Origin of the sequence: Shewanella sp. SW1 (assembly GCF_025653545.1) — a bacterium.
Taxonomy (GTDB): domain Bacteria; phylum Pseudomonadota; class Gammaproteobacteria; order Enterobacterales; family Shewanellaceae; genus Shewanella; species Shewanella oncorhynchi.
Genome location: NZ_JAKKSG010000006.1, coordinates 140,518 through 158,792, shown reverse-complemented (window position 1 = coordinate 158,792; position 18,275 = coordinate 140,518). Strand labels below are relative to the sequence as shown.

The 18,275-nt window shown below is 44.4% G+C and carries 15 protein-coding genes; 12 read left to right on the top strand and 3 right to left on the bottom strand.

The window, feature by feature from the left end:
- Nucleotides 1–118: 118 nt before the first annotated feature.
- On the top strand, nt 119–607 hold the full coding sequence (locus L5M71_RS07540; protein ID WP_105252202.1) for a peptidylprolyl isomerase: 489 nt from the start codon (nt 119–121) through the stop codon (nt 605–607).
- Between the two features lie 194 nt (nt 608–801).
- Here L5M71_RS07540 and L5M71_RS07535 read toward each other — a convergent pair whose 3' ends face one another.
- On the bottom strand, nt 802–2,745 hold the full coding sequence (locus L5M71_RS07535; protein ID WP_263208059.1) for a M1 family metallopeptidase: 1,944 nt from the start codon (nt 2,743–2,745) through the stop codon (nt 802–804).
- A 253-nt stretch (nt 2,746–2,998) separates the two neighbouring features.
- Between L5M71_RS07535 and L5M71_RS07530 the strand changes: the two genes are divergently transcribed.
- The 4 genes from L5M71_RS07530 (at nt 2,999) to L5M71_RS07515 (ending at nt 9,154) form a co-directional block, all read left to right on the top strand.
- The gene (locus L5M71_RS07530) at nt 2,999–3,226 is read left to right on the top strand and encodes a DUF3389 family protein (protein ID WP_106651841.1); all 228 of its coding nucleotides are present in this window, start codon (nt 2,999–3,001) and stop codon (nt 3,224–3,226) included.
- Between the two features lie 92 nt (nt 3,227–3,318).
- Nucleotides 3,319–3,990, top strand: coding sequence for an alpha/beta hydrolase (locus L5M71_RS07525; RefSeq protein WP_263208057.1), 672 nt, complete (start codon nt 3,319–3,321; stop codon nt 3,988–3,990).
- 363 nt (nt 3,991–4,353) lie between these two features.
- The gene (gene ushA, locus L5M71_RS07520; RefSeq protein ID WP_105252205.1) at nt 4,354–6,072 is read left to right on the top strand and encodes a bifunctional UDP-sugar hydrolase/5'-nucleotidase UshA; all 1,719 of its coding nucleotides are present in this window, start codon (nt 4,354–4,356) and stop codon (nt 6,070–6,072) included.
- A gap of 421 nt (nt 6,073–6,493) precedes the next feature.
- Nucleotides 6,494–9,154, top strand: coding sequence for a TonB-dependent receptor (locus L5M71_RS07515; RefSeq protein WP_263208055.1), 2,661 nt, complete (start codon nt 6,494–6,496; stop codon nt 9,152–9,154).
- Nucleotides 9,155–9,243: 89 nt separating this feature from the next.
- Here the strand turns inward: L5M71_RS07515 and L5M71_RS07510 are convergent, their stop codons facing one another.
- Nucleotides 9,244–9,603, bottom strand: coding sequence for a TraR/DksA C4-type zinc finger protein (locus L5M71_RS07510; protein WP_263208053.1), 360 nt, complete (start codon nt 9,601–9,603; stop codon nt 9,244–9,246).
- Nucleotides 9,604–9,854: 251 nt separating this feature from the next.
- Nucleotides 9,855–10,802 (bottom strand): tRNA-dihydrouridine synthase, encoded by a 948-nt coding sequence (locus L5M71_RS07505; RefSeq protein WP_263208051.1) that lies wholly within the window; start codon nt 10,800–10,802, stop codon nt 9,855–9,857.
- 267 nt (nt 10,803–11,069) lie between these two features.
- Here L5M71_RS07505 and L5M71_RS07500 point away from each other — a divergent pair, with 267 nt between their 5' ends.
- The 7 genes from L5M71_RS07500 (at nt 11,070) to dnaX (ending at nt 18,122) form a co-directional block, all read left to right on the top strand.
- A complete protein-coding gene (locus L5M71_RS07500) occupies nt 11,070–11,498 on the top strand; it encodes a hypothetical protein (RefSeq protein ID WP_028759624.1) in 429 nt (142 codons plus the stop codon).
- Between the two features lie 116 nt (nt 11,499–11,614).
- Nucleotides 11,615–12,484, top strand: coding sequence for a DUF692 domain-containing protein (locus L5M71_RS07495; RefSeq protein WP_263208048.1), 870 nt, complete (start codon nt 11,615–11,617; stop codon nt 12,482–12,484).
- Nucleotides 12,484–13,230, top strand: a complete 747-nt coding sequence (locus L5M71_RS07490) for a DUF2063 domain-containing protein (protein WP_263208046.1) — start codon at nt 12,484–12,486, stop codon at nt 13,228–13,230. Before L5M71_RS07495 ends, L5M71_RS07490 begins: the two co-directional genes overlap by 1 nt.
- A 150-nt stretch (nt 13,231–13,380) precedes the next feature.
- On the top strand, nt 13,381–13,503 hold the full coding sequence (locus tag L5M71_RS07485; protein ID WP_006082086.1) for a hypothetical protein: 123 nt from the start codon (nt 13,381–13,383) through the stop codon (nt 13,501–13,503).
- A gap of 81 nt (nt 13,504–13,584) precedes the next feature.
- Nucleotides 13,585–13,953, top strand: a complete 369-nt coding sequence (locus L5M71_RS07480) for a YbaN family protein (protein WP_113940896.1) — start codon at nt 13,585–13,587, stop codon at nt 13,951–13,953.
- A gap of 268 nt (nt 13,954–14,221) precedes the next feature.
- Nucleotides 14,222–14,773 (top strand): adenine phosphoribosyltransferase, encoded by a 552-nt coding sequence (apt, locus tag L5M71_RS07475; protein WP_105252212.1) that lies wholly within the window; start codon nt 14,222–14,224, stop codon nt 14,771–14,773.
- Nucleotides 14,774–14,810: 37 nt separating this feature from the next.
- Complete coding sequence (dnaX, locus tag L5M71_RS07470) at nt 14,811–18,122, top strand: DNA polymerase III subunit gamma/tau (RefSeq protein WP_263208044.1); 3,312 nt, start codon at nt 14,811–14,813, stop codon at nt 18,120–18,122.
- Nucleotides 18,123–18,275: the final 153 nt, after the last annotated feature.

The window sequence follows — 18,275 nt, the reverse complement described above, 5'->3', positions numbered from 1 at the left end:
AAAGAGCGCTCGCTGCCGGTTTTGAGCGCTTTTAGGCCGGATAAAAAAGTGGAGTGAAAAGCGCAGTTTTGTTAAGCTCGGCCCACAATTGAAATCGAAGAAAATCAAAGGATATTCGATGAGCATTAAAGACGATATGGTTGTGCAGTTTAACTACACACTGCGCGACGAGAAAGGTGAAGTGATCGAGACGAACGAAGGTCGCGATCCGATTGCCTATTTACACGGTCATGACAACATGATGCCAGGTGTAGAAAACGCGATAAACGGTAAAGCCATAGGTGAAAAGTTCACTGTGACCTTGCCTGCCGCTGAAACCTACGGTGAGCGTGTAGCGGATGCTGACGCACACCAACGTGTGTCAGTTAAGCACTTATTAGGCGCGACTGTGTGGAAACCAGGCATGACAGCAGTGGTTAATACCGACCAAGGTCAGCGCCAAGTGACTATCGTTAAAATGGGTAAGTTTATGGCGACTGTGGATGTAAACCATCCATTAGCCGGCCGCGAACTGACATTTGATATCGAAGTCGTTGGTGCCCGTGACGCGAGTGATGAAGAAATCGCCCACGGCCATGCCCATGGCGCTGGTGGTCATCACCACTAATCTTTAGGCTTCGGGTTCGGCTTCGAACTTGGCTTCTATTTGACTCAATGTGAGATGAGTATAAGTTCAGTATGAGTTGAATGAATCGAGTCTCAAGACTGAATAGCAAAAGCCCAAACCTAGGTTTGGGCTTTTTGTTTTTATGGTGCTAATGGCTTAATGATTGTCGCAACCGCTAATGGCTCCTTATCTCGCTAATGGTTATGTTCATGCTCGAGTGGTTTGTCGGCAAACATCATATCTAGACTTGCTTGGGTTTGGGGATGGTAGCCGCTGTGAGCCTTGAGATAGACACTCTTGGCCCAGTCGTATTTATCTGAGCTTGCGAGCTTTTGGTATAAAGGCACGATTAAGCGCATGCGGCCAATATGGGTTAAGTGTTGTTTTAATGCGGGTAGTACTGCGTAATAGCCGTTGTCTAGGGCGAGTGAATACCATGCGAAAGCAATTTCACTGTTGCCAGTGCCCGTAAAATGGAACGCCTTATCTAGCTCGGCAACTTTGGTTTGATCTAGATTGATCCTTGGCATTTCATTGATGAATCTTAACCACTGGTGGACTGTCCAAGTGCTGGTTTTCAACTCGCTTGCACTGAGTTTACCCTCGAGCCAAGTTTGTCTTTGAGCATCAATATCATCGAAGGCATGGGAATTAGGCGGCACAAGAAATGACGGTAAACCTTGACCTTCAATCCAAGTATCCACTTCACCTTCACTGACAAGATGGGGATATTTGTTTAATAGATTCAAAGATAAATATTCACGGAATTGCGCCGTAGTAATACTCTGAAATGCAAAATGATCGAAGTAGCTTTTTACAAAAGTGTCGAAGCGTTCACGGCCAAATTTTTGCTCTAAAAATATTAAGAACAACTGGCCTTTTACATAAGGGACACCGCTGAAGGCTTCGTCGGGCGAACGTTTACCGAGATTGAGATGTAGCACTGAATCGGCAGGAGTAAGTTCTGCAAGCTCGGCAAGCAATTCAGAGTAGCCGATGGTTTGCTCCATCAGTGCTCGGTCACGACCATAGAGATCTTCCATGATGCGGTTCTCAACATAGGTCGTAAAACCTTCATTAAGCCAGAGATCGCGCCAAGTGGCGTTGGTCACTAAATTACCTGACCACGAGTGCGCAAGTTCGTGGGCGATGAGGCTCACTAAGCTTTTATCACCCGCGATCACTGTGGGTGTAATAAAAGACAAACGCGGGTTTTCCATGCCGCCAAAGGGGAAACTTGGTGGCAAGATAAGCAAGTCATAACGTCCCCAAGGGTAATCGCCATAACGTTTAGCCGCGATTTTGATCATTTCTGGCGTGTCGGCAAATTCTTTGCTCGCTTTGTCGAGGATCTCTGGCTCAGCCCAAATGCCCGAGATGTTATCTAAGGGAGCAAACTTTAAATGCCCGGCCGCAATGGCAATCAAATAAGCTGGAATAGCCTGCGGCATAGTGAATTGGGTCTGAGTGCTCGACAGGGTTTTGCGAGCGGCACTCATGACCACAGTGATGGCTTTATCGGCAGTAATTGTGGCGCTATAGGTTTGGCGAACGGCTGGCGTATCTTGCAGTGGGATCCAACTGCGAGCATGAATCGCCTGACTCTGACTGAACATAAAAGGCAACTGTTTACCTTGGGTTTGCTCTGGAGTTAACCATTGAATACCAGACGGATTATTCGATGTGTGGTAATTGATTTTAATTTTTTGGGTATCTTCATCGGCAAGTTTGATGGTCAGCGCCGCGCCTTTTACAGCGTCCGCTTTGGCTAAGGTGAAGGGCACGCTTTGCCATTTTCCATTTATATTCAAAGCACTCACACTGTTAATCGTCAGATCTCGAGTATCTAAGATGAGTTCTTTCCCCGCCTTATGCCAAGCTAAATCGAGGGTGGCTTCACCGGATAAGCGGTTTTGCTTAAAATCGACTACAAGGGCTAGTTCCAAATGACTCACGCTGACTTCAGTGTAATTGGCGTAGGTCAGTGCATCTTGGTTCTGCTGCGTATCAGCTTGTACAACAGTGGCAGTAGGCTCAGTGGTTAAGGTATTTGGAGCGCTATTGGCATAAGTGCAGGGAAGTAGTTGCAGGGCAAAGACTAGGGTGCTGTAAAGGACGGTTCGACGAAGTGAAAGCATTATTTATAGTAGCCTAATGATGAAGTATGTTAGTTCGAGTTTGGGGCGATAAGACCATCAATTCAGCTTGGTTTTCTGTTAACCCACTCTATTAGCGCAAAAGTTTACCTGATAATTCACTGGATTTGTTATCTCACTGTTAGCTCAAATGTAATCAAACTTTAATGGCTTGAATGCTGGTCAGGAAATGCCATCGGTAAAAGAGCACAAGTTTGCTATGATGACGGCGTTTTCACATAGGGCGGTTATTAAAATGGTGTTAGATTTTTCGCAGGGTAAGTTAATCGTTACTGAGTTTGAGGTTCAGGTGCGCCTCAACGTTGCCAGTATCGTACTGCAAGCGAGTGCTGAGGATATCGGCTTGAGACGTCAGCCTCCTATGCTGATCGCCGATGGTGGCGGTGTACGTTGGAGCTTAGTATTGGACTCAAATACTCAGTTACGTGCGATTCAAGATGTGCTGGGCATGGATGCTGAATAACCTGTGCCCGAGTGGTGATGAGTGTTTAACGTATAGATTTATCATCATTTTTTAGTTGATGAGTGTTTAATATCGAATTGGGAATTTTTAGTATGTCAGTTTCTCTTGAGCGTATTGTTGTCGAACCTAAGACTCCTGCTACGGCTGTGGTTATTTGGTTACATGGATTAGGGGATTCGGGGGCCGGATTTGCTCCCGTAGTGCCAGCATTAGGCTTACCTGTAGATCATGCTATTCGATTTATTTTTCCCCATGCACCAGAGCAAGCAGTGACCATTAATGGTGGCTACGTTATGCGCGCTTGGTACGATATTAAAAGCATGGATTTGCATGACAGAGCCGATATGCAAGGCGTGCTTGAGTCGGAAAAAATGGTTGCCGCATTAATTAATGAACAAATCGCGGCGGGTATTGCGAGCCAACGTATCGTATTAGCGGGATTCAGTCAGGGTGGGGTAATGAGTTTATTCTCTGGACTGCGTTTCCCTGAGCCACTTGCAGGGATTATGGCGTTGTCTTGCTATTTGCCGACGGGCGATGTGTTACCCGCTGAATTAAGTGTGGCGAATCGCAATACACCCATATTACAGCAACACGGTCTACAGGATGATGTTGTACCATTATCCGCTGGAATGTTAGCAAAAGAAGCCTTAAGGGCGGGCGGCTATCATGTTACGTGGCAGAGTTATCCAATGCCTCATTCTGTCATTCCTGAACAATTGAAAGCGATTTCTAAATGGTTATTACAGCGATTTGAAATGTAGACAAGTCTAATTGCTGATAAAAACAGCATGCGGTAAGTTGAGATTTACCCATGCTTGTTTTTTTAAAGGAACAATCGCGATGTTTTTTCATATTTCCTAAGTTATTTATAACAAACGATTAAAATCCATTTATTCCATTTTTATTTTGTATTCTGTAAATATATAAAAATCAGTCATTCAGCTTATTTTTTATATGAAACAAATCCTTCTTAAAATGCCCGCCAAATTTCATATAAATGTCAAGTTTTTAATAAAAATGACACAATTTATCTTTATTATTTGCTATTATCCGTGACGCTGAACTTGATGGAGTTCACGACAATCTTTCTATGATAAAATAATTAAAATCAAGGGGTTGATGTAATGAGACATATGCTTATTAAAGGATTAGTTGCAACTGCTGTTCTCGCTGCACTTGCGGGTTGTAATAATAGTGATGACGATAAAGTTCCAACAACGTGTGCTGAAGCGGGAAGTGCTTGTAAAACGTTTACCGTTTTACATACCAATGACAACCATGGCCGTTTCTGGGAAAACAGTGATGGTGAATACGGTTTAGCCGCTCAGAAAACTCTGGTTGATCAAATTCGTGCAGAAGTGAGTAAGAATGGCAGTCAAACCTTATTATTATCTGGTGGTGATATTAATACGGGTGTACCAGAATCTGATCTTCAAGATGCCATACCAGACTTTACGGGCATGAATAAAATCGGTTATGACGCCATGGCTGTTGGTAACCATGAGTTTGACAATCCGTTATCAGTACTTGATATGCAGCGTCGCCTTGCTGAATTCCCTATGTTAGCGGCGAACATTTACCGTAAAAATGCCGATGGTACTCTTGGTGAGCGTTACTTTGATGCCTATAAAGTATTTGACGTTAATGGTCTTAAAGTTGCTGTTATTGGTTTAACGACAGAAGACACTGCTAAGATTGGTAATCCAGAATACATTAGCGATCTAACATTCACCGATCCCAAGGTGGAAGTTGCTAAAGTGATTAAAGAAATTAAAGATGCCAAAGCAGCAGATATCATTTTCGCTACCACGCACATGGGTCATTACGCAGATGGTAAAAATGGTAGTAATGCCCCTGGCGATGTGGCTATGGCTCGCGCATTGAAAGAAGGGGATTTACAAGTTGTTATCGGTGGTCATTCACAGAATCCAGTGTGTATGGAACCGGGAACTGACAACAAAGCTTATGCAGCCTTTAAGCCTGGTGATGCATGTGCACCTGATAAACAAAATGGCACTTGGATCATGCAAGCCCATGAATGGGGTAAATATGTTGGCCGTGCAGATTTTGAATACTTTAACGGTGAACTCCATCTAGCGAGCTACAAGCTTGTCCCTGTGAATATGCGCAAACTGGATGATGCTGGTAAGAAAACTGCTGACTTAGCTGGCACTAAAATTGAACCGGATTCAGAGTTAAAAGAGCTGCTTTCTTACTATCAAGAGAAAGGTCAAGCTAAGTTAGACGAAGTCATTGCGACAACGGATGCCCTGTTAGATGGTGAGCGTGCAAACGTGCGTAATAAGCAAACTAACTTAGGCCGTATGTTAGCGATGGCACAAAGTGCTAAAGTGACTGCTGATTTTGGTGTAATGAACTCAGGCGGTGTACGTGCATCTATCCAACCAGGCAACATTAGTTACCGTGACGTGCTGACTGTTCAGCCATTTGGTAATATGGTTACCCTTAACGAAATGACGGGTACTGAAGTTGCGGCTTATTTAGGCGCAGTCGGCAGTCTTCAAGTTGGTTCTGGTGGTTATGCACAAATCACTGGTGTGAAAATGACCATTGACTGTGTGGCTAAAACAGCCAACATCAGCGACATCGGTGGCAAGGATTTTAGCCCAACAGCCACTTATAAGTTCACTGTACCTAGCTTTAATGCTGCGGGTGGTGACGGTTATCCTAAACTAACCAGCCCAATTCAAACGGGTTTTGTTGATGCTGATTTACTCTATTCTTTCTTGAAAGAGAAACAAGTGATTAAAGCTGCTGACTACAATCCTGTAGGCGATATTGTTTATGAGAACTCAAAAAGTGTTGAAGGTTGCCAACTTTAAGTAATCAATCATTACTCAGTGTTTCAATATTAATGCCACTCAAATGAGTGGCATTTTTTATGGTTAATTAATATTGAACTAAGTGTAAATTAATATTCAGCGTTTTATTTTCGATACACTTTGATTCATTTGTGGCGTGAGTTTCTCGGTATTCTTTTAGTTAACAATTAAGATTTATTGTATCAAATTAAATATTTAATATGTTCAACAGGTCTGTATTGCTTAACCCCATGATGTATATCCGGATATCTTATATTCAAGTTGATTTATTTTGTGTCAATTTGTTTTGATTTGAGATTAATTGTTTTTAATGGTTGACTTAGATGTTGCGTATTAACATTATCCCTACAGCGAAATAGAGTTCGCTTGCCAAATATAAAAATAACAAACATAGGGTTTTATTTACCTCAAGGAGAGATTAATGCGCTATTTAAGTTTAACGGCCAAAGCCGTTCGTACTAGTTTAATTACAGTGGCGACAAGCAGTGTGGTTTTTTCTGGAATAGGCTTTTCTGCAGCGGTAAATGCAGCAGAAGAAAATGCGAAAGTTGAACGCATTGAAGTGACGGGTTCTCGTATTAAACAAGTTGATATGGAAACTGTTTCACCCGTGACTGTCATTAATGCTGCGGATATTGCCATGACGGGTGAAAAAACCGTTGCTGACGTATTGAATAACTCTGCGATAAACAGCTTTGGTTCTTGGCGTGGTATTTCTGGCTATGGATCAGGAGCAAGCTCAACCAGTGATGTCAATTTACGTGGTTTAGGATCGTCTGCGACATTAGTGTTATTAGATGGACGCCGTATGCCGGGCACGAGTTCGAGCTCTGGCTCTGTGGCCGATACATCTTCTATCCCTATGGCTATCGTGGAGCGTATTGAAATCCTGCGCGATGGCGCCTCGGCAGTATATGGTTCCGATGCGGTTGCGGGTGTGATAAACATTATCACTAAGAAAGAGTTTGAAGGGTTTCAGCTTGATTACAGTACTGAGCAACCAAGCGTAGAAGGAGGCGATGCCAACCGTTTATCACTTGCAACGGGCTTTAATACTGATAAAGGCAATATCACGCTAACCTATGAATATTATGATACTAAAGCGGTAATGGATCGTGATATTTGGCGAATGGACGATTCAAGTTATAACGCATATAGTGGATATAGCTCAGTACCAAACGGTAAATATGGACCAGGCAATGGTAGCTGGTATAGTAATTCAGATATATGTGAAAAAACGGAAAATACCATAGACTCAGGTGATGGTCGTTGTTTATATAATCATGGTAATGTCACTAAGTTATTTGGCGATCAAACTCGTAATTCGCTGTTATCTAATTTCTCCTATGAGATTTCTGAGAATATAAAATTCCGAGGTCGTGCTTCTGCTTCATTAGCAGAAACTGAAACCCGTTATGCGGGTACGCCAGTATCAACGAATACCCCTGTGATGAGTGCCGATAATAAGTTTAATCCAGTTGGCGAAGAATTAGTAATTTCTATGCGAGGCGCGCAACTTGGCGAGCGAGATACATTAACTGAAACCAACAACTTTGATATTCTAGGTGGCTTTGTTGGTACAATAGATTCAGGGAATGGTATCGACTGGGAATTAAATGCCCAGCACGCAACATCGACGACAAATAGTTTTAATTATAATTTACTGAATGACGATATTATTCAGCAAGAAATTGATTCAGAGCAATATGATATTTTCAATACCTCTGGAATGAGTTATGAGCAGTGGGATCAACAGATGACAGATCTGTATCGTAAAGCTGCGCATACTGGGGTTTATCAGGGCAAATTTGAAAGTACTCAATTGGATGGTCTTGCTTCGACCTTACTGCTCGATGACGGTGATCTTTCGGTCGCTATGGTCGGTGGTCTTGAATATGAAATGATCAAGTTTAAGCAAACCAGTGATCCAGAATCGGCCGCGGGTATTATCTCCGGCGGTTCGGGGGGTGATGATGTGGATGCCACACGTGACCGTAGCGCCGCTTATTTGGAACTCCAAGTAGGCTTACCTGCCAATGTTGAGTTTTCTGCCGCAGTACGTTATGAGCGCTATGAGCAGAAAGGAACTCTCACAGGGCCTCAGGGGGAAGTCGTTAATTCATCGACCTTCGATGCCGTGGTGCCTAAGTTTGGTTTAAGCTGGCGTCCTATAGACACATTATTACTGCGTGCTAGCTATGGTGACTCATTCCGCGCGCCGAATATGAGCGAAATGTTCTCGTCTCAATCCTTGAGTTTTGAGAAGGGTGTTGATTCTTTATGGTGTAATGAACCTGGTAACGTGGATGCCATTTATTGCGCGACTAATAATCAACATAAAACCTGGTATGGAGGAAATCCTGATCTAGAGGCAGAAGAGGGCAACTCGTTAACCTTTGGCGGCGTTTGGAATGTTACTGACGCATGGAACTTGGAGTTATCTTATTACTCAATCACCTATGACAACAAAATTGAGTCAATTGATGTGGATGATATCCTGCGTGATGAAATCAAGAATGGTTCTTCTCCCTATGTGACGCGCGGTCCTGATGGCAAGATTGAATATATTGAAGCCGGAGTTCGTAACTTAGCTACAGTTGAGACCTCAGGTATCGATTTTGTTACGGCTTATAACTTAGAAACAGGCTTTGGGGATTTCAATTTCAAACTGGATTTAACTCATGTGCTTGATTTTAAAAAGCAGGACAACGCTGAAGCAGACATGATCGATTACGCAGGGTCGACTGACTCGCCCGATTGGCGCGGTAACTTTGCGACCAGTTGGAAATACGATGATTTCTCTGCCGCATGGACAGTTGTTTATATCGGTAGTCAATCAGCAAGTTATTTCAACGAGTTAGAAGAAACCGACCGTTATGTTGATTACGATAATTACTTTAAACATAACATTCAGTTTGGTTATACCCATGCTTATAACGGCTCTATCACAGTAGGGGTGAATAATGTGTTTGATGCTGAAACACCAAACTATTACACCTACGCCGATTATCGCGATGTGAATGTGGGTTTATATGATGTGTTAGGTAGAACGTATTACCTGAGAATAAACCAGAAGTTTTAGGTTGTCCGCCCTCCCTGGATAACTCAAACCTCCGCTTGCGGAGGTTTTTTTGCTTATAAGGCCGTTTACTGGATGTCGAATGAGCGCTATCAATGCGTGAGGCGCAGCTCGTGGCGATGTTCGTGTTGATAATGCTCGGCGCAGGAGGCGCAGCGTTGTTCAGTGGGATCTTGGTTTAAGCGTTCGGTGTCGATTTCTGCCTCACAATCCGAGCAAAGACCGTAGAGGCCTAAGTCGAGCTGACAAAAGGCGGCATCAAGTTTATTCAGCTGGCAAAATAGCGGGTGATCGGCCAGTGGCGTTTGCGCCAATGTATCAATTAACTCTGTCAGACTCAGGCTAGCATAATGCTCCCCTATGACTTCGAGGAACGGAGGGAGCGCGCCGAGTTCTTTCCTTAGATTAGCTTCAAGCTCTGACAATTCATGTATGATATGGGTGGTGCTCACGTAAAATCGCCTATTTCATTTGACTCTAGGCGTCCAGTCTAATAGTTCCACTACCAACGACTATGATAAAGATCAAGTATCTGCCATATTTTAAATATTTTCGCCGTTAAAAATCGAAAAAGTACTTCATTCCTATCGCATTATGTGTGCTATGACTAAGTCCCTTTCATTGCACACATTGCCGCGTTTGAGTCTCGATTTCTTACCTTTATCAGATAGATTTTCGTTTTGTGGTTGGTCACACTCTATGGTTAGACGGCTAAGTTTCGCTGCGCAGCTTCTAATACCGCGACGATTTCTTCTGTTGTTTTAAACACGCGTAGCTCCCTAAATAAGGTATCGGCTTCGGGATATTGACGATTGAGGTAGGTAAACCACTGTTTGATCCGAGCGGGATAATAGTCACTCTTGCGACCATTAAGCTCTCTTTGGGTATAACTGAGCATCAGCCCTAAGGTTTGCGCCCAAGTATAAGGGGTTGCGCCTGTCTTGATGGTATCGGCCAAGTTGGGCAATGAAATCGCCCCGCGGCCGATCATAATACTGTCGCAGCCGGTGATGTCGATGCAACGCTTAGCATCGTCGCGGTTCCAAATTTCACCGTTGGCGATCACCGGGATTGGCAAGCGTTTGCGTACTTCGGTGATGTATTCCCAATAGGCTGGCGGTCTGTAACCGTCGACTTTACTGCGCGCATGGATGGCAAGTTCAGTTGCACCAGCTTCATACACTGCAATGGCGTTTTCCATAAACAGTGACTTATCTTCATAGCCCAAACGTATTTTGGCCGTTACGGCATGCTCTTTTGGTACTGCTTGACGCATGGCTTTGACAATATCGTGCACACTCTCAGGATATTGCAATAATACGGCGCCACCTTTACTGCGGTTAACAATTTTTGCTGGACAGCCAAAGTTTGCATCAACACCGTGTGAGCCTAACTCAATGGCACGCAGGGCATTTTCGCCCATACATTGGGGTTCTTGACCAAGCAATTGTACTCGTACTGGCGTACCTGAAGGGGTGTTGCCGTTGTTGAGCAGTTCAGGACACAGTTTGAGAAAGACCTTTTCAGGCAGCAGTTGGTCTACCACTCGCACAAATTCGGTGACGAGCAAATCGTAGGGATTGATGGTCGATAGGATGTCACGCATCAAAGCGTCTACTACGCCTTCCATTGGAGCCAAAATCACACGCACTGCAGTAAACCCATATCTGTTGCAAAGGGCGAGCATTCTACCTTATCAGCCCTAAGTTACAAAGTGGCCTTGTGAAGGAGGATGAATAGGTACGCCAATAAATAAAATCCAAGCTAAACTGATTGTCATAGCAGGATATTTTTACCATTTCTGTGACTTAGTGATATTTTTTGCAATAGAATCGAAATAAGGCAGGTCTTTTGTTGTAAGCCAGCTACTTAAACTGTTGTTGGTCATTATTACTCAATAAACAAGAAGGGATTATTTATGAATTCAGTTAAAAAAACAGCAGTTGCAGTAGCGTTAGGTTCAGTTGTGATGAGTTCAGCTTTTGCTGTCAATGCACAAACTAACCCATTTGGTTTTGAAGCTATGGATGCGGGCTATCAAATTGTAGGTTCAGAAGGCAAATGTGGTGAAGCCAAATGCGGCGCAGACATGAAGAAAGCCGCCGCTGAAAAAGCCAAAGAAGGTAAGTGTGGTGAGGCTAAATGCGGTGCTGAGATGAAAAAAGCGGCTGCAGATAAAGCTCATGAGGGGAAATGTGGCGAAGCGAAATGCGGTGCTGACATGAAGAAAGCCGCTGATAAGGCCCATGAAGGTAAGTGTGGTGAAGCGAAATGTGGCGCTGATATGAAGAAAACCGCTGAAAAAGTGGATGCTAAAGTCGAAGCCGTTAAAAAAGAAGTGAAGTAAAGCGGGTTTGTTTTATCCCTGCAGTTATTGGGATAATTGAGCCTAAAGAGGCCAGCCAGCGCTGGTCTCTTGTGTTTTATTCTTAAGCGATTACAGGTTAGCGTTCGTGAGGTTCTATGAATGATCAAAAAAATACGGCACAGGTAGGGCTGGGATTAAGACGAGAAATGCTCAGTGAATTTTGTTTACAGGTGCCTGATGCTATTAATTTTTTTGAAGTGGCGCCTGAGAATTGGATGACCTTAGGTGGTAAATTTGGCCGCCAATTTCGTGAGTTGACTGAGCAACATACTTTCTACTGCCACGGTTTGAGTTTATCCATTGGTAGCCCTGAACCTTTAGATCTCGCGTTTGTAAAAAATATCAAAACCTTTATGGATTTACACCAAATCCAAGTCTATTCCGAACATTTAAGTTATTGCTCAGGGCAAGGTCACTTATATGATTTAATGCCTATCCCTTTTACCTGCGCTGCGGTGAAGCATGTGGCGGCGCGGGTCAAGCAAGTAGAAGATATTCTAGAGCGGCCGCTTATTTTAGAAAATGTGTCTTTTTATGCCGCTCCAGGTGCGCAAATGACAGAACTTGAATTCGTTAATGCCGTGCTGCAAGAAGCCGATTGTAAACTGCTACTGGATGTGAACAACATCTATGTGAACTCGATAAACCATCAATACGATGCCGATGCCTTTTTACAGGCCATGCCGACGGAGCGCATCGCTTATCTGCATATTGCTGGGCACTACAAACAAGCTGAAGATCTGCTCATTGATACCCATGGCGCCGCCATTAACGATCCCGTCTGGACATTATTACAGCGCTGTTATGCCTTGCATGGGGTAAAACCGACGTTGCTTGAGCGTGACTTTAATTTGCCGACAACCGCTGAATTGTTGCTCGAGATAAATCAAATTCACGCTTATCAAATGGCGGCGTCCAGCTCCCATGCCCAAAATAGTGCTCATGCCGTAAAGAGGAGCGCCTAATGGATTTTAAGCAAGTGCAGCAATCCTTTATCGATTATATCCGCGATCCCTCTTCGCCATTGCCCGCGGATACTGATTTCCGGAGTATGCAGGTTTACCGCGAGTTATTTTTTAATAATGTGCTGGGATTTGTGTCGAACGGCTTTCCCGTGCTTAAAAGTTTGTATTCTGAGGAGGATTGGCTGACTTTGGTGCAGCGTTTTTTCAGTCAACATGATTGCCAATCGCCGATTTTTATCGATATAGCGAGTGAGTTTTTAGATTTTTTACAGCAGGAATATCAGCCCACGGCAAATGATCCTGTTTTTATGCTCGAATTAGCGCACTATGAATGGCTAGAGTTGGCCGTTGCGGTCGCACAGGCGAGTGGGGATGAATCTCAACTTAGCCTAGCGCAAATGTCGACGCAGGCTTTATGTTTGTCACAGACGGCGAGGGTGGCGCAGTATCATTTTGAGGTGCAGCACGTTCGTCAGGATTATCGTCCGCAGCAACAACTCGATACGCCAGTGTTTTTTTGTCTCTATCAAGATGCCGATTGCGAAGTGTGTTTCCTACAGTTAAATCCCTTAAGCGCGCAGGTGCTGGCATTTCTTCAAGCTCAAGGCCAAGCGGGTTTTAAAGAGATAGTTGATTGGTTAACAATCACTTACCCTCAAATGGCGCCAGAGATTATTGAGCAAGGTTGTATGCAGTTACTCGAGCAATTAGCGGCCAAAGGGATAGTGCGCGGACGTCAGTCTTAAGGTTGGGTTTATTGCCGAAATAAATGCAATAACCCTACATTTAGAGGGTTTTTATTAATTTGACAAACCGCTACAATGTCGGCCGTTTTGTGATCTCAATCACTGTACGATTCCTGCGCACTTATACTTGCACATACTAGAGGAGCTGTAATGAGTAGTCAGCCGTTTAAAGACCCATTTAATTTTTTGTATTTTATTGGTTTTATTTTAGTTTTACTGTTGCCGACTCTGCCAGCAAGTCTGTCTTGGTTAAAGCATTTAGGTTTAATTTAAGCGAGCGTTAATCTCTAGCGCGTAGCCTATTGGCCACTCTTCGAGTGGCTTTTGTTTTTCCGATAAAGGGCATTTAAACTTATGGTATTAAAGCGCGGATTATTTTTACTGTTAGGCTTAACCGCTTTAGTCTTAGGTTTAGTCGGTATCGTGCTACCGATATTGCCGACCGTGCCTTTTATCTTGCTTGCTGCCTTCTGCTTTGCCCGCTCGAGTGAACGTTTACACCATTGGTTGATGACACATCCCTGGTTTGCCGACGCTTTAACCCAGTGGCAAGAGCAGCGAGCAATGCGTAAGGGATTGAAACGCAAAGCCATGATAGTTAGCGCGCTGAGTTTTAGTGTCAGTATTATTGTGGTCCCTATCCTTTGGGTAAAAGGTCTGCTGTTTGTCATGGCATTGGTCCTACTTTGGTATCTTAAAGGTATACCTGAAATAGAGGGATGATTGAGTTATTAGATGGGCTCAAGTGCTGTGACTGAAAGTTTAGTCGTGTTCTTGTTGAGGCTATTTAACTGAGAGCCAACAGGGTTTGATCTAAGGCACAAATTGATAACCTTTCCATCACTTGTGCATTGTGATTGTTGCAACTAAAACTAAAGCGGCATAAGCTTTGTCCGACTTTCGACAATGCGTCCACCCAGTGTGGACGTTTTGTTTTATACCGCCACCGCTAGGTTGGTGAATTGATTAAGTAACTTATTAAGCAAATATGATGGCTATGAATACAGAAACCTTATCCTTGATAAAGCAAAGCATTAAAACGATTCCTAATTATCCTAAGGAAGGGATTTTATTTCGAGATGTCACCAGTTTGCTTGAGAATGCAGCAGCCTATAAAGCGACCATCGACTTGTTAGTTGAACATTATCGTGGTCAAGGCTTTACCAAAATTGTGGGTACTGAAGCCCGTGGTTTCTTATTTGGTGCACCGTTGGCTTTAGAATTGGGTATCGGTTTTGTACCTGTGCGTAAACCCGGCAAATTGCCGCGTGCAACCATCAGCCAAAGCTATGAACTGGAATACGGTCACGATAGCCTAGAAATTCATACTGATGCGATTAGCGCAAATGACAAAGTGCTCGTTGTTGATGATTTACTCGCCACTGGCGGTACTATCGAAGCGACCGTTAAACTGATCCGCCAACTCGGCGGTGAAGTTAAACATGCGGCCTTTGTGATCTCATTACCTGATTTAGGTGGTGAAGCCCGTTTAACCGCATTAGGGCTTGAGTTGGTTAAACTTTGTGAGTTTGAAGGCGAATAAATCTGCAGCTAAAGGCGCCTTGGGATAGTTTGATGGCATGTCAAATCATGGCATGTTATCTTTCAAAGTTCTCGGGGCGCATGCTCCCGCTTTTGTATCACATACTCTGGGGAGTTCCATGTCATATCAGGTGTTAGCCAGAAAATGGCGCCCTGCCACATTTGATCAAATGGTTGGCCAAAGCCATGTTTTGCATGCCTTGACCAATGCGTTAAGCCAGCAGCGCTTACACCATGCTTACCTGTTTACGGGAACGCGCGGTGTCGGTAAAACCAGCTTGGCGCGACTCTTTGCCAAAGGCTTAAATTGCGAACAAGGCGTGACAGCCACTCCCTGTGGTGTTTGCGGCAGTTGTGTGGAAATCGCCCAAGGCCGTTTTGTCGATTTGATTGAAGTCGATGCCGCATCTCGCACTAAGGTCGATGATACCCGTGAGCTGTTAGACAATGTGCAGTATCGTCCAACCCGTGGCCGCTTTAAGGTTTATCTCATCGACGAAGTGCATATGCTGTCGCGCAGCAGTTTTAACGCACTGCTAAAAACCTTAGAAGAACCCCCCGAGCACGTTAAATTTCTTCTGGCGACCACCGACCCGCAGAAACTGCCAGTGACTGTGTTATCTCGTTGTTTGCAGTTCAATTTAAAAAGCCTGACCCAAGCTGAAATTGGCACTCAGCTCAATCATATCTTGACCCAAGAGCAGTTTCCCTTTGATGTAGAAGCCCTAAAATTGCTGGCTAAAGCTGCCAATGGCAGTATGCGTGATGCCTTGAGTTTGACAGATCAAGCCATCGCCTTTGGTGGCGGTAATGTGATGCTTGGCCAAGTACAAACCATGCTTGGCAGTATTGATGAGCAGCATGTGGTTGCCTTGCTTAAAGCCTTAACCGATGCCGATATTGGTGTGTTAATGCATACCTGTGCCCAAGTGCTTGCGTACGGCGCAGATGCCCAAGAAGTGCTACGCAGTTTACTTGAGTTGTTACATCAAATTACCTTGACCCAATTTGCCCCCGCTTGCGCACAGCAATCCTTGTATAGCGCACAAATTCGCGCCTTTGCCGAACAGCTTAAGCCGGAACAAGTGCAGCTTTATTATCAGATTTTATTAACAGGCCGCAAAGACTTACCCCATGCACCGGATCCTAAATCGGGTCTTGAGATGGCGCTATTACGCGCTGTGGCGTTTGTGCCGGAAAAGCCAGTAAAGCGCTGGCAGCCTGATGCGGTCGCTGAGATCAGTTTATCCGAAGGGCAAACGCCAGTTGCGACAGCGCAAGCTCATGATGTAAAAGAACAAAAGTTTGCTGAGCCACATACTGCGGAACAACTGCCTGCTGAAAAAAAAACAGCATTAATTGAGCCTGCCGATACCGCAGAGCAGGCACTTGATGCTGAGCTCCAAGCGGATGCGGCATTAATTGCCGAACAGGCGGTGATTCTAAGTCAGGCGCAGAGTCAGGGATTTAACGCTGGCAGCTTAAGCTTAAATGTTGAGATAGTGAATGCTGAAGTCGAGCCACAAACTCAAACAGTATCAACCGCTCAAGCGTCTCTTATACACACTTCAGAATCTGTTGCTGGTATCGAGGTATCGGTCGCTAGTATTGATACTCAGAATATTCAAGGAATTGAATTAGTCACAATAGCTTCCAAACCGAGTCTAGTGAATACGGCAGAGCCTGAAACTGCTGTCAATTCAACAGTTGTTGAGTGTGGTGACAGTGTAGATAAAGCTCTTTTTGATAAAGACCTTGCTGCAGAGAACATCTTCGATAACAACATCGATAACAACGCGTTTGAGCTAGGGCATGATGCTAATCGCATTCATGGAAATGAAGCTGAGCATTCATATTCAGCGATGGAGGATTATGCCCTAGAGTCAGCTCCACTTGATTCCTATCAAGACGTTTATGCTGATTTTTCCTCTGGCGCTTATAATGATGATAACTTTAACCATGGCTTTGATTCGAAAGAGGCTATAAATTCTGTTGATGTTCAAAGTTCTGTAGGTGTTTCAAACGCTGCAGGCATGCAAGCTTCTGCTGATCGTCAGTCAGCACCTGTGGCTCAAGTCTTCACTCAATCACAGACCTCAGTATCAGATTCAATACAAGACCAAGCGCTACAACAAGCCGCTTCTGTATCCTTAGCCGATGATGATATTCTCTCAGCTGTGTTGGCGGCGCGGGATTCGCTGCTATCTGATCTTGACGCCTTAAGTGCTAAGGACGGTGATGAAAAAAAGTCGTCATTGGACTCAAAACTTAAGACGCCAAACACTAAATCACATTGTGTAACCTTACCTAAATCGGTTACTAAAATTGAAGCGAGTCAGCCAAGTGTGGCATTTTCTGTTGATCCAGCATCTGATTTAGACCCTGATTTAGCGATAGATTTTGATGATGACTTCGACTTAGATCTTGAGCCTATCGATCTGCACCAAGCAGTATCTTCAGTCGTCATCTCAACTGGAATTGTCTCTGATAAGCCTGTCAAACCGTCCGCTGCAGATGATCGTCCGCCTTGGGAGGCAGCGCCTGAAGCTGAATCTATCGAAGTGACGCAAGTCGATAGCAATAAGACTGACAGTGTTCAGCCGGTGAGCGCGCAAGCTGCTGATATAAAGAATGTTCAAGCCAGTCATGCTCAAGAGCTTTTAGGCGTGAGTTACGCACCTAATCATGCACAAGATGACACTCTATCCCTGAGTGACGGGCAGGTCGCAGCATCAAGTTTGAAGTCGGAAATACTTCAAAATCAGGCTGTACGTCAAGAAGAAATACCCGCCTCAGAGTTTGCTTTGGCTAGCACAACAGCACTGACAAATGCGTCAAATACAGTGGAACACACGCAGGAGACACAAGTCGCGCTCAGTTCGACTCAACCTATTAGCGGCCATCCATTAGATTTACATTGGTACAAGTTGATGGCGAGCTTAGAGATCGGCGGGCGAGTGCGGCAACTGGCGGTTAATTCTGTCTGTCAAACTTTGAGTGATCCTTTGCCGTTGCTGCTTAAACCAAACCAGAAGCATCTAGCGGCCGATGTTGCCATAGTGCAGCTTGAGCAAGCCTTAACTACCGCGCTCGGGAACCCAAGACGGGTGCAAGTGGTCATAGGAATCGATGAACAGCGGGAAACGCCCTTAGAGTTACGTAAGCGTTTCCACCAAGAGTTGCTGCAACAAGCGCATCAATCCTTGATTCATGATGACAATGTGCAATGGTTGATCCAACGTATGGGCGCCGAACTCGATGCCGATAGTCTAGTGTATCCGCCAGAGTTGTTGAATTTACGCAGTCAGCAAATACAAGCGTTACCAGAGTTAACTGAGGCCGCGAGTTAGCCATTATTGGCGAGTCTTTGGGTAAAATTTTCATCGTTAATTTGTAGCGTTGTGGTTTAAATTTAGGCTTCGAGTGCATATTTATAGTGATGCTGCTGAGAAACTCTGCATCGAGATCATAAGTTTATTAACAAGATAACGGCATTGATTGCC

Excerpts from the sequence above, each read along its gene's own strand:
- L5M71_RS07500 (WP_028759624.1), top strand. The coding sequence starts at position 11,070 with ATGAATTCAGTTAAAAAAACAGCAGTTGCAGTAGCGTTAGGTTCAGTT.
- L5M71_RS07535 (WP_263208059.1), bottom strand. The coding sequence starts at position 2,745 with ATGCTTTCACTTCGTCGAACCGTCCTTTACAGCACCCTAGTCTTTGCC.
- L5M71_RS07540 (WP_105252202.1), top strand. The coding sequence starts at position 119 with ATGAGCATTAAAGACGATATGGTTGTGCAGTTTAACTACACACTGCGC.
- ushA (WP_105252205.1), top strand. The coding sequence starts at position 4,354 with ATGAGACATATGCTTATTAAAGGATTAGTTGCAACTGCTGTTCTCGCT.
- L5M71_RS07485 (WP_006082086.1), top strand. The coding sequence starts at position 13,381 with ATGAGTAGTCAGCCGTTTAAAGACCCATTTAATTTTTTGTATTTTATT.
- L5M71_RS07515 (WP_263208055.1), top strand. The coding sequence starts at position 6,494 with ATGCGCTATTTAAGTTTAACGGCCAAAGCCGTTCGTACTAGTTTAATT.
- L5M71_RS07490 (WP_263208046.1), top strand. The coding sequence starts at position 12,484 with ATGGATTTTAAGCAAGTGCAGCAATCCTTTATCGATTATATCCGCGAT.
- apt (WP_105252212.1), top strand. The coding sequence starts at position 14,222 with ATGGCTATGAATACAGAAACCTTATCCTTGATAAAGCAAAGCATTAAA.
- L5M71_RS07480 (WP_113940896.1), top strand. The coding sequence starts at position 13,585 with ATGGTATTAAAGCGCGGATTATTTTTACTGTTAGGCTTAACCGCTTTA.
- L5M71_RS07525 (WP_263208057.1), top strand. The coding sequence starts at position 3,319 with ATGTCAGTTTCTCTTGAGCGTATTGTTGTCGAACCTAAGACTCCTGCT.
- L5M71_RS07530 (WP_106651841.1), top strand. The coding sequence starts at position 2,999 with ATGGTGTTAGATTTTTCGCAGGGTAAGTTAATCGTTACTGAGTTTGAG.
- L5M71_RS07495 (WP_263208048.1), top strand. The coding sequence starts at position 11,615 with ATGAATGATCAAAAAAATACGGCACAGGTAGGGCTGGGATTAAGACGA.
- dnaX (WP_263208044.1), top strand. The coding sequence starts at position 14,811 with ATGTCAAATCATGGCATGTTATCTTTCAAAGTTCTCGGGGCGCATGCT.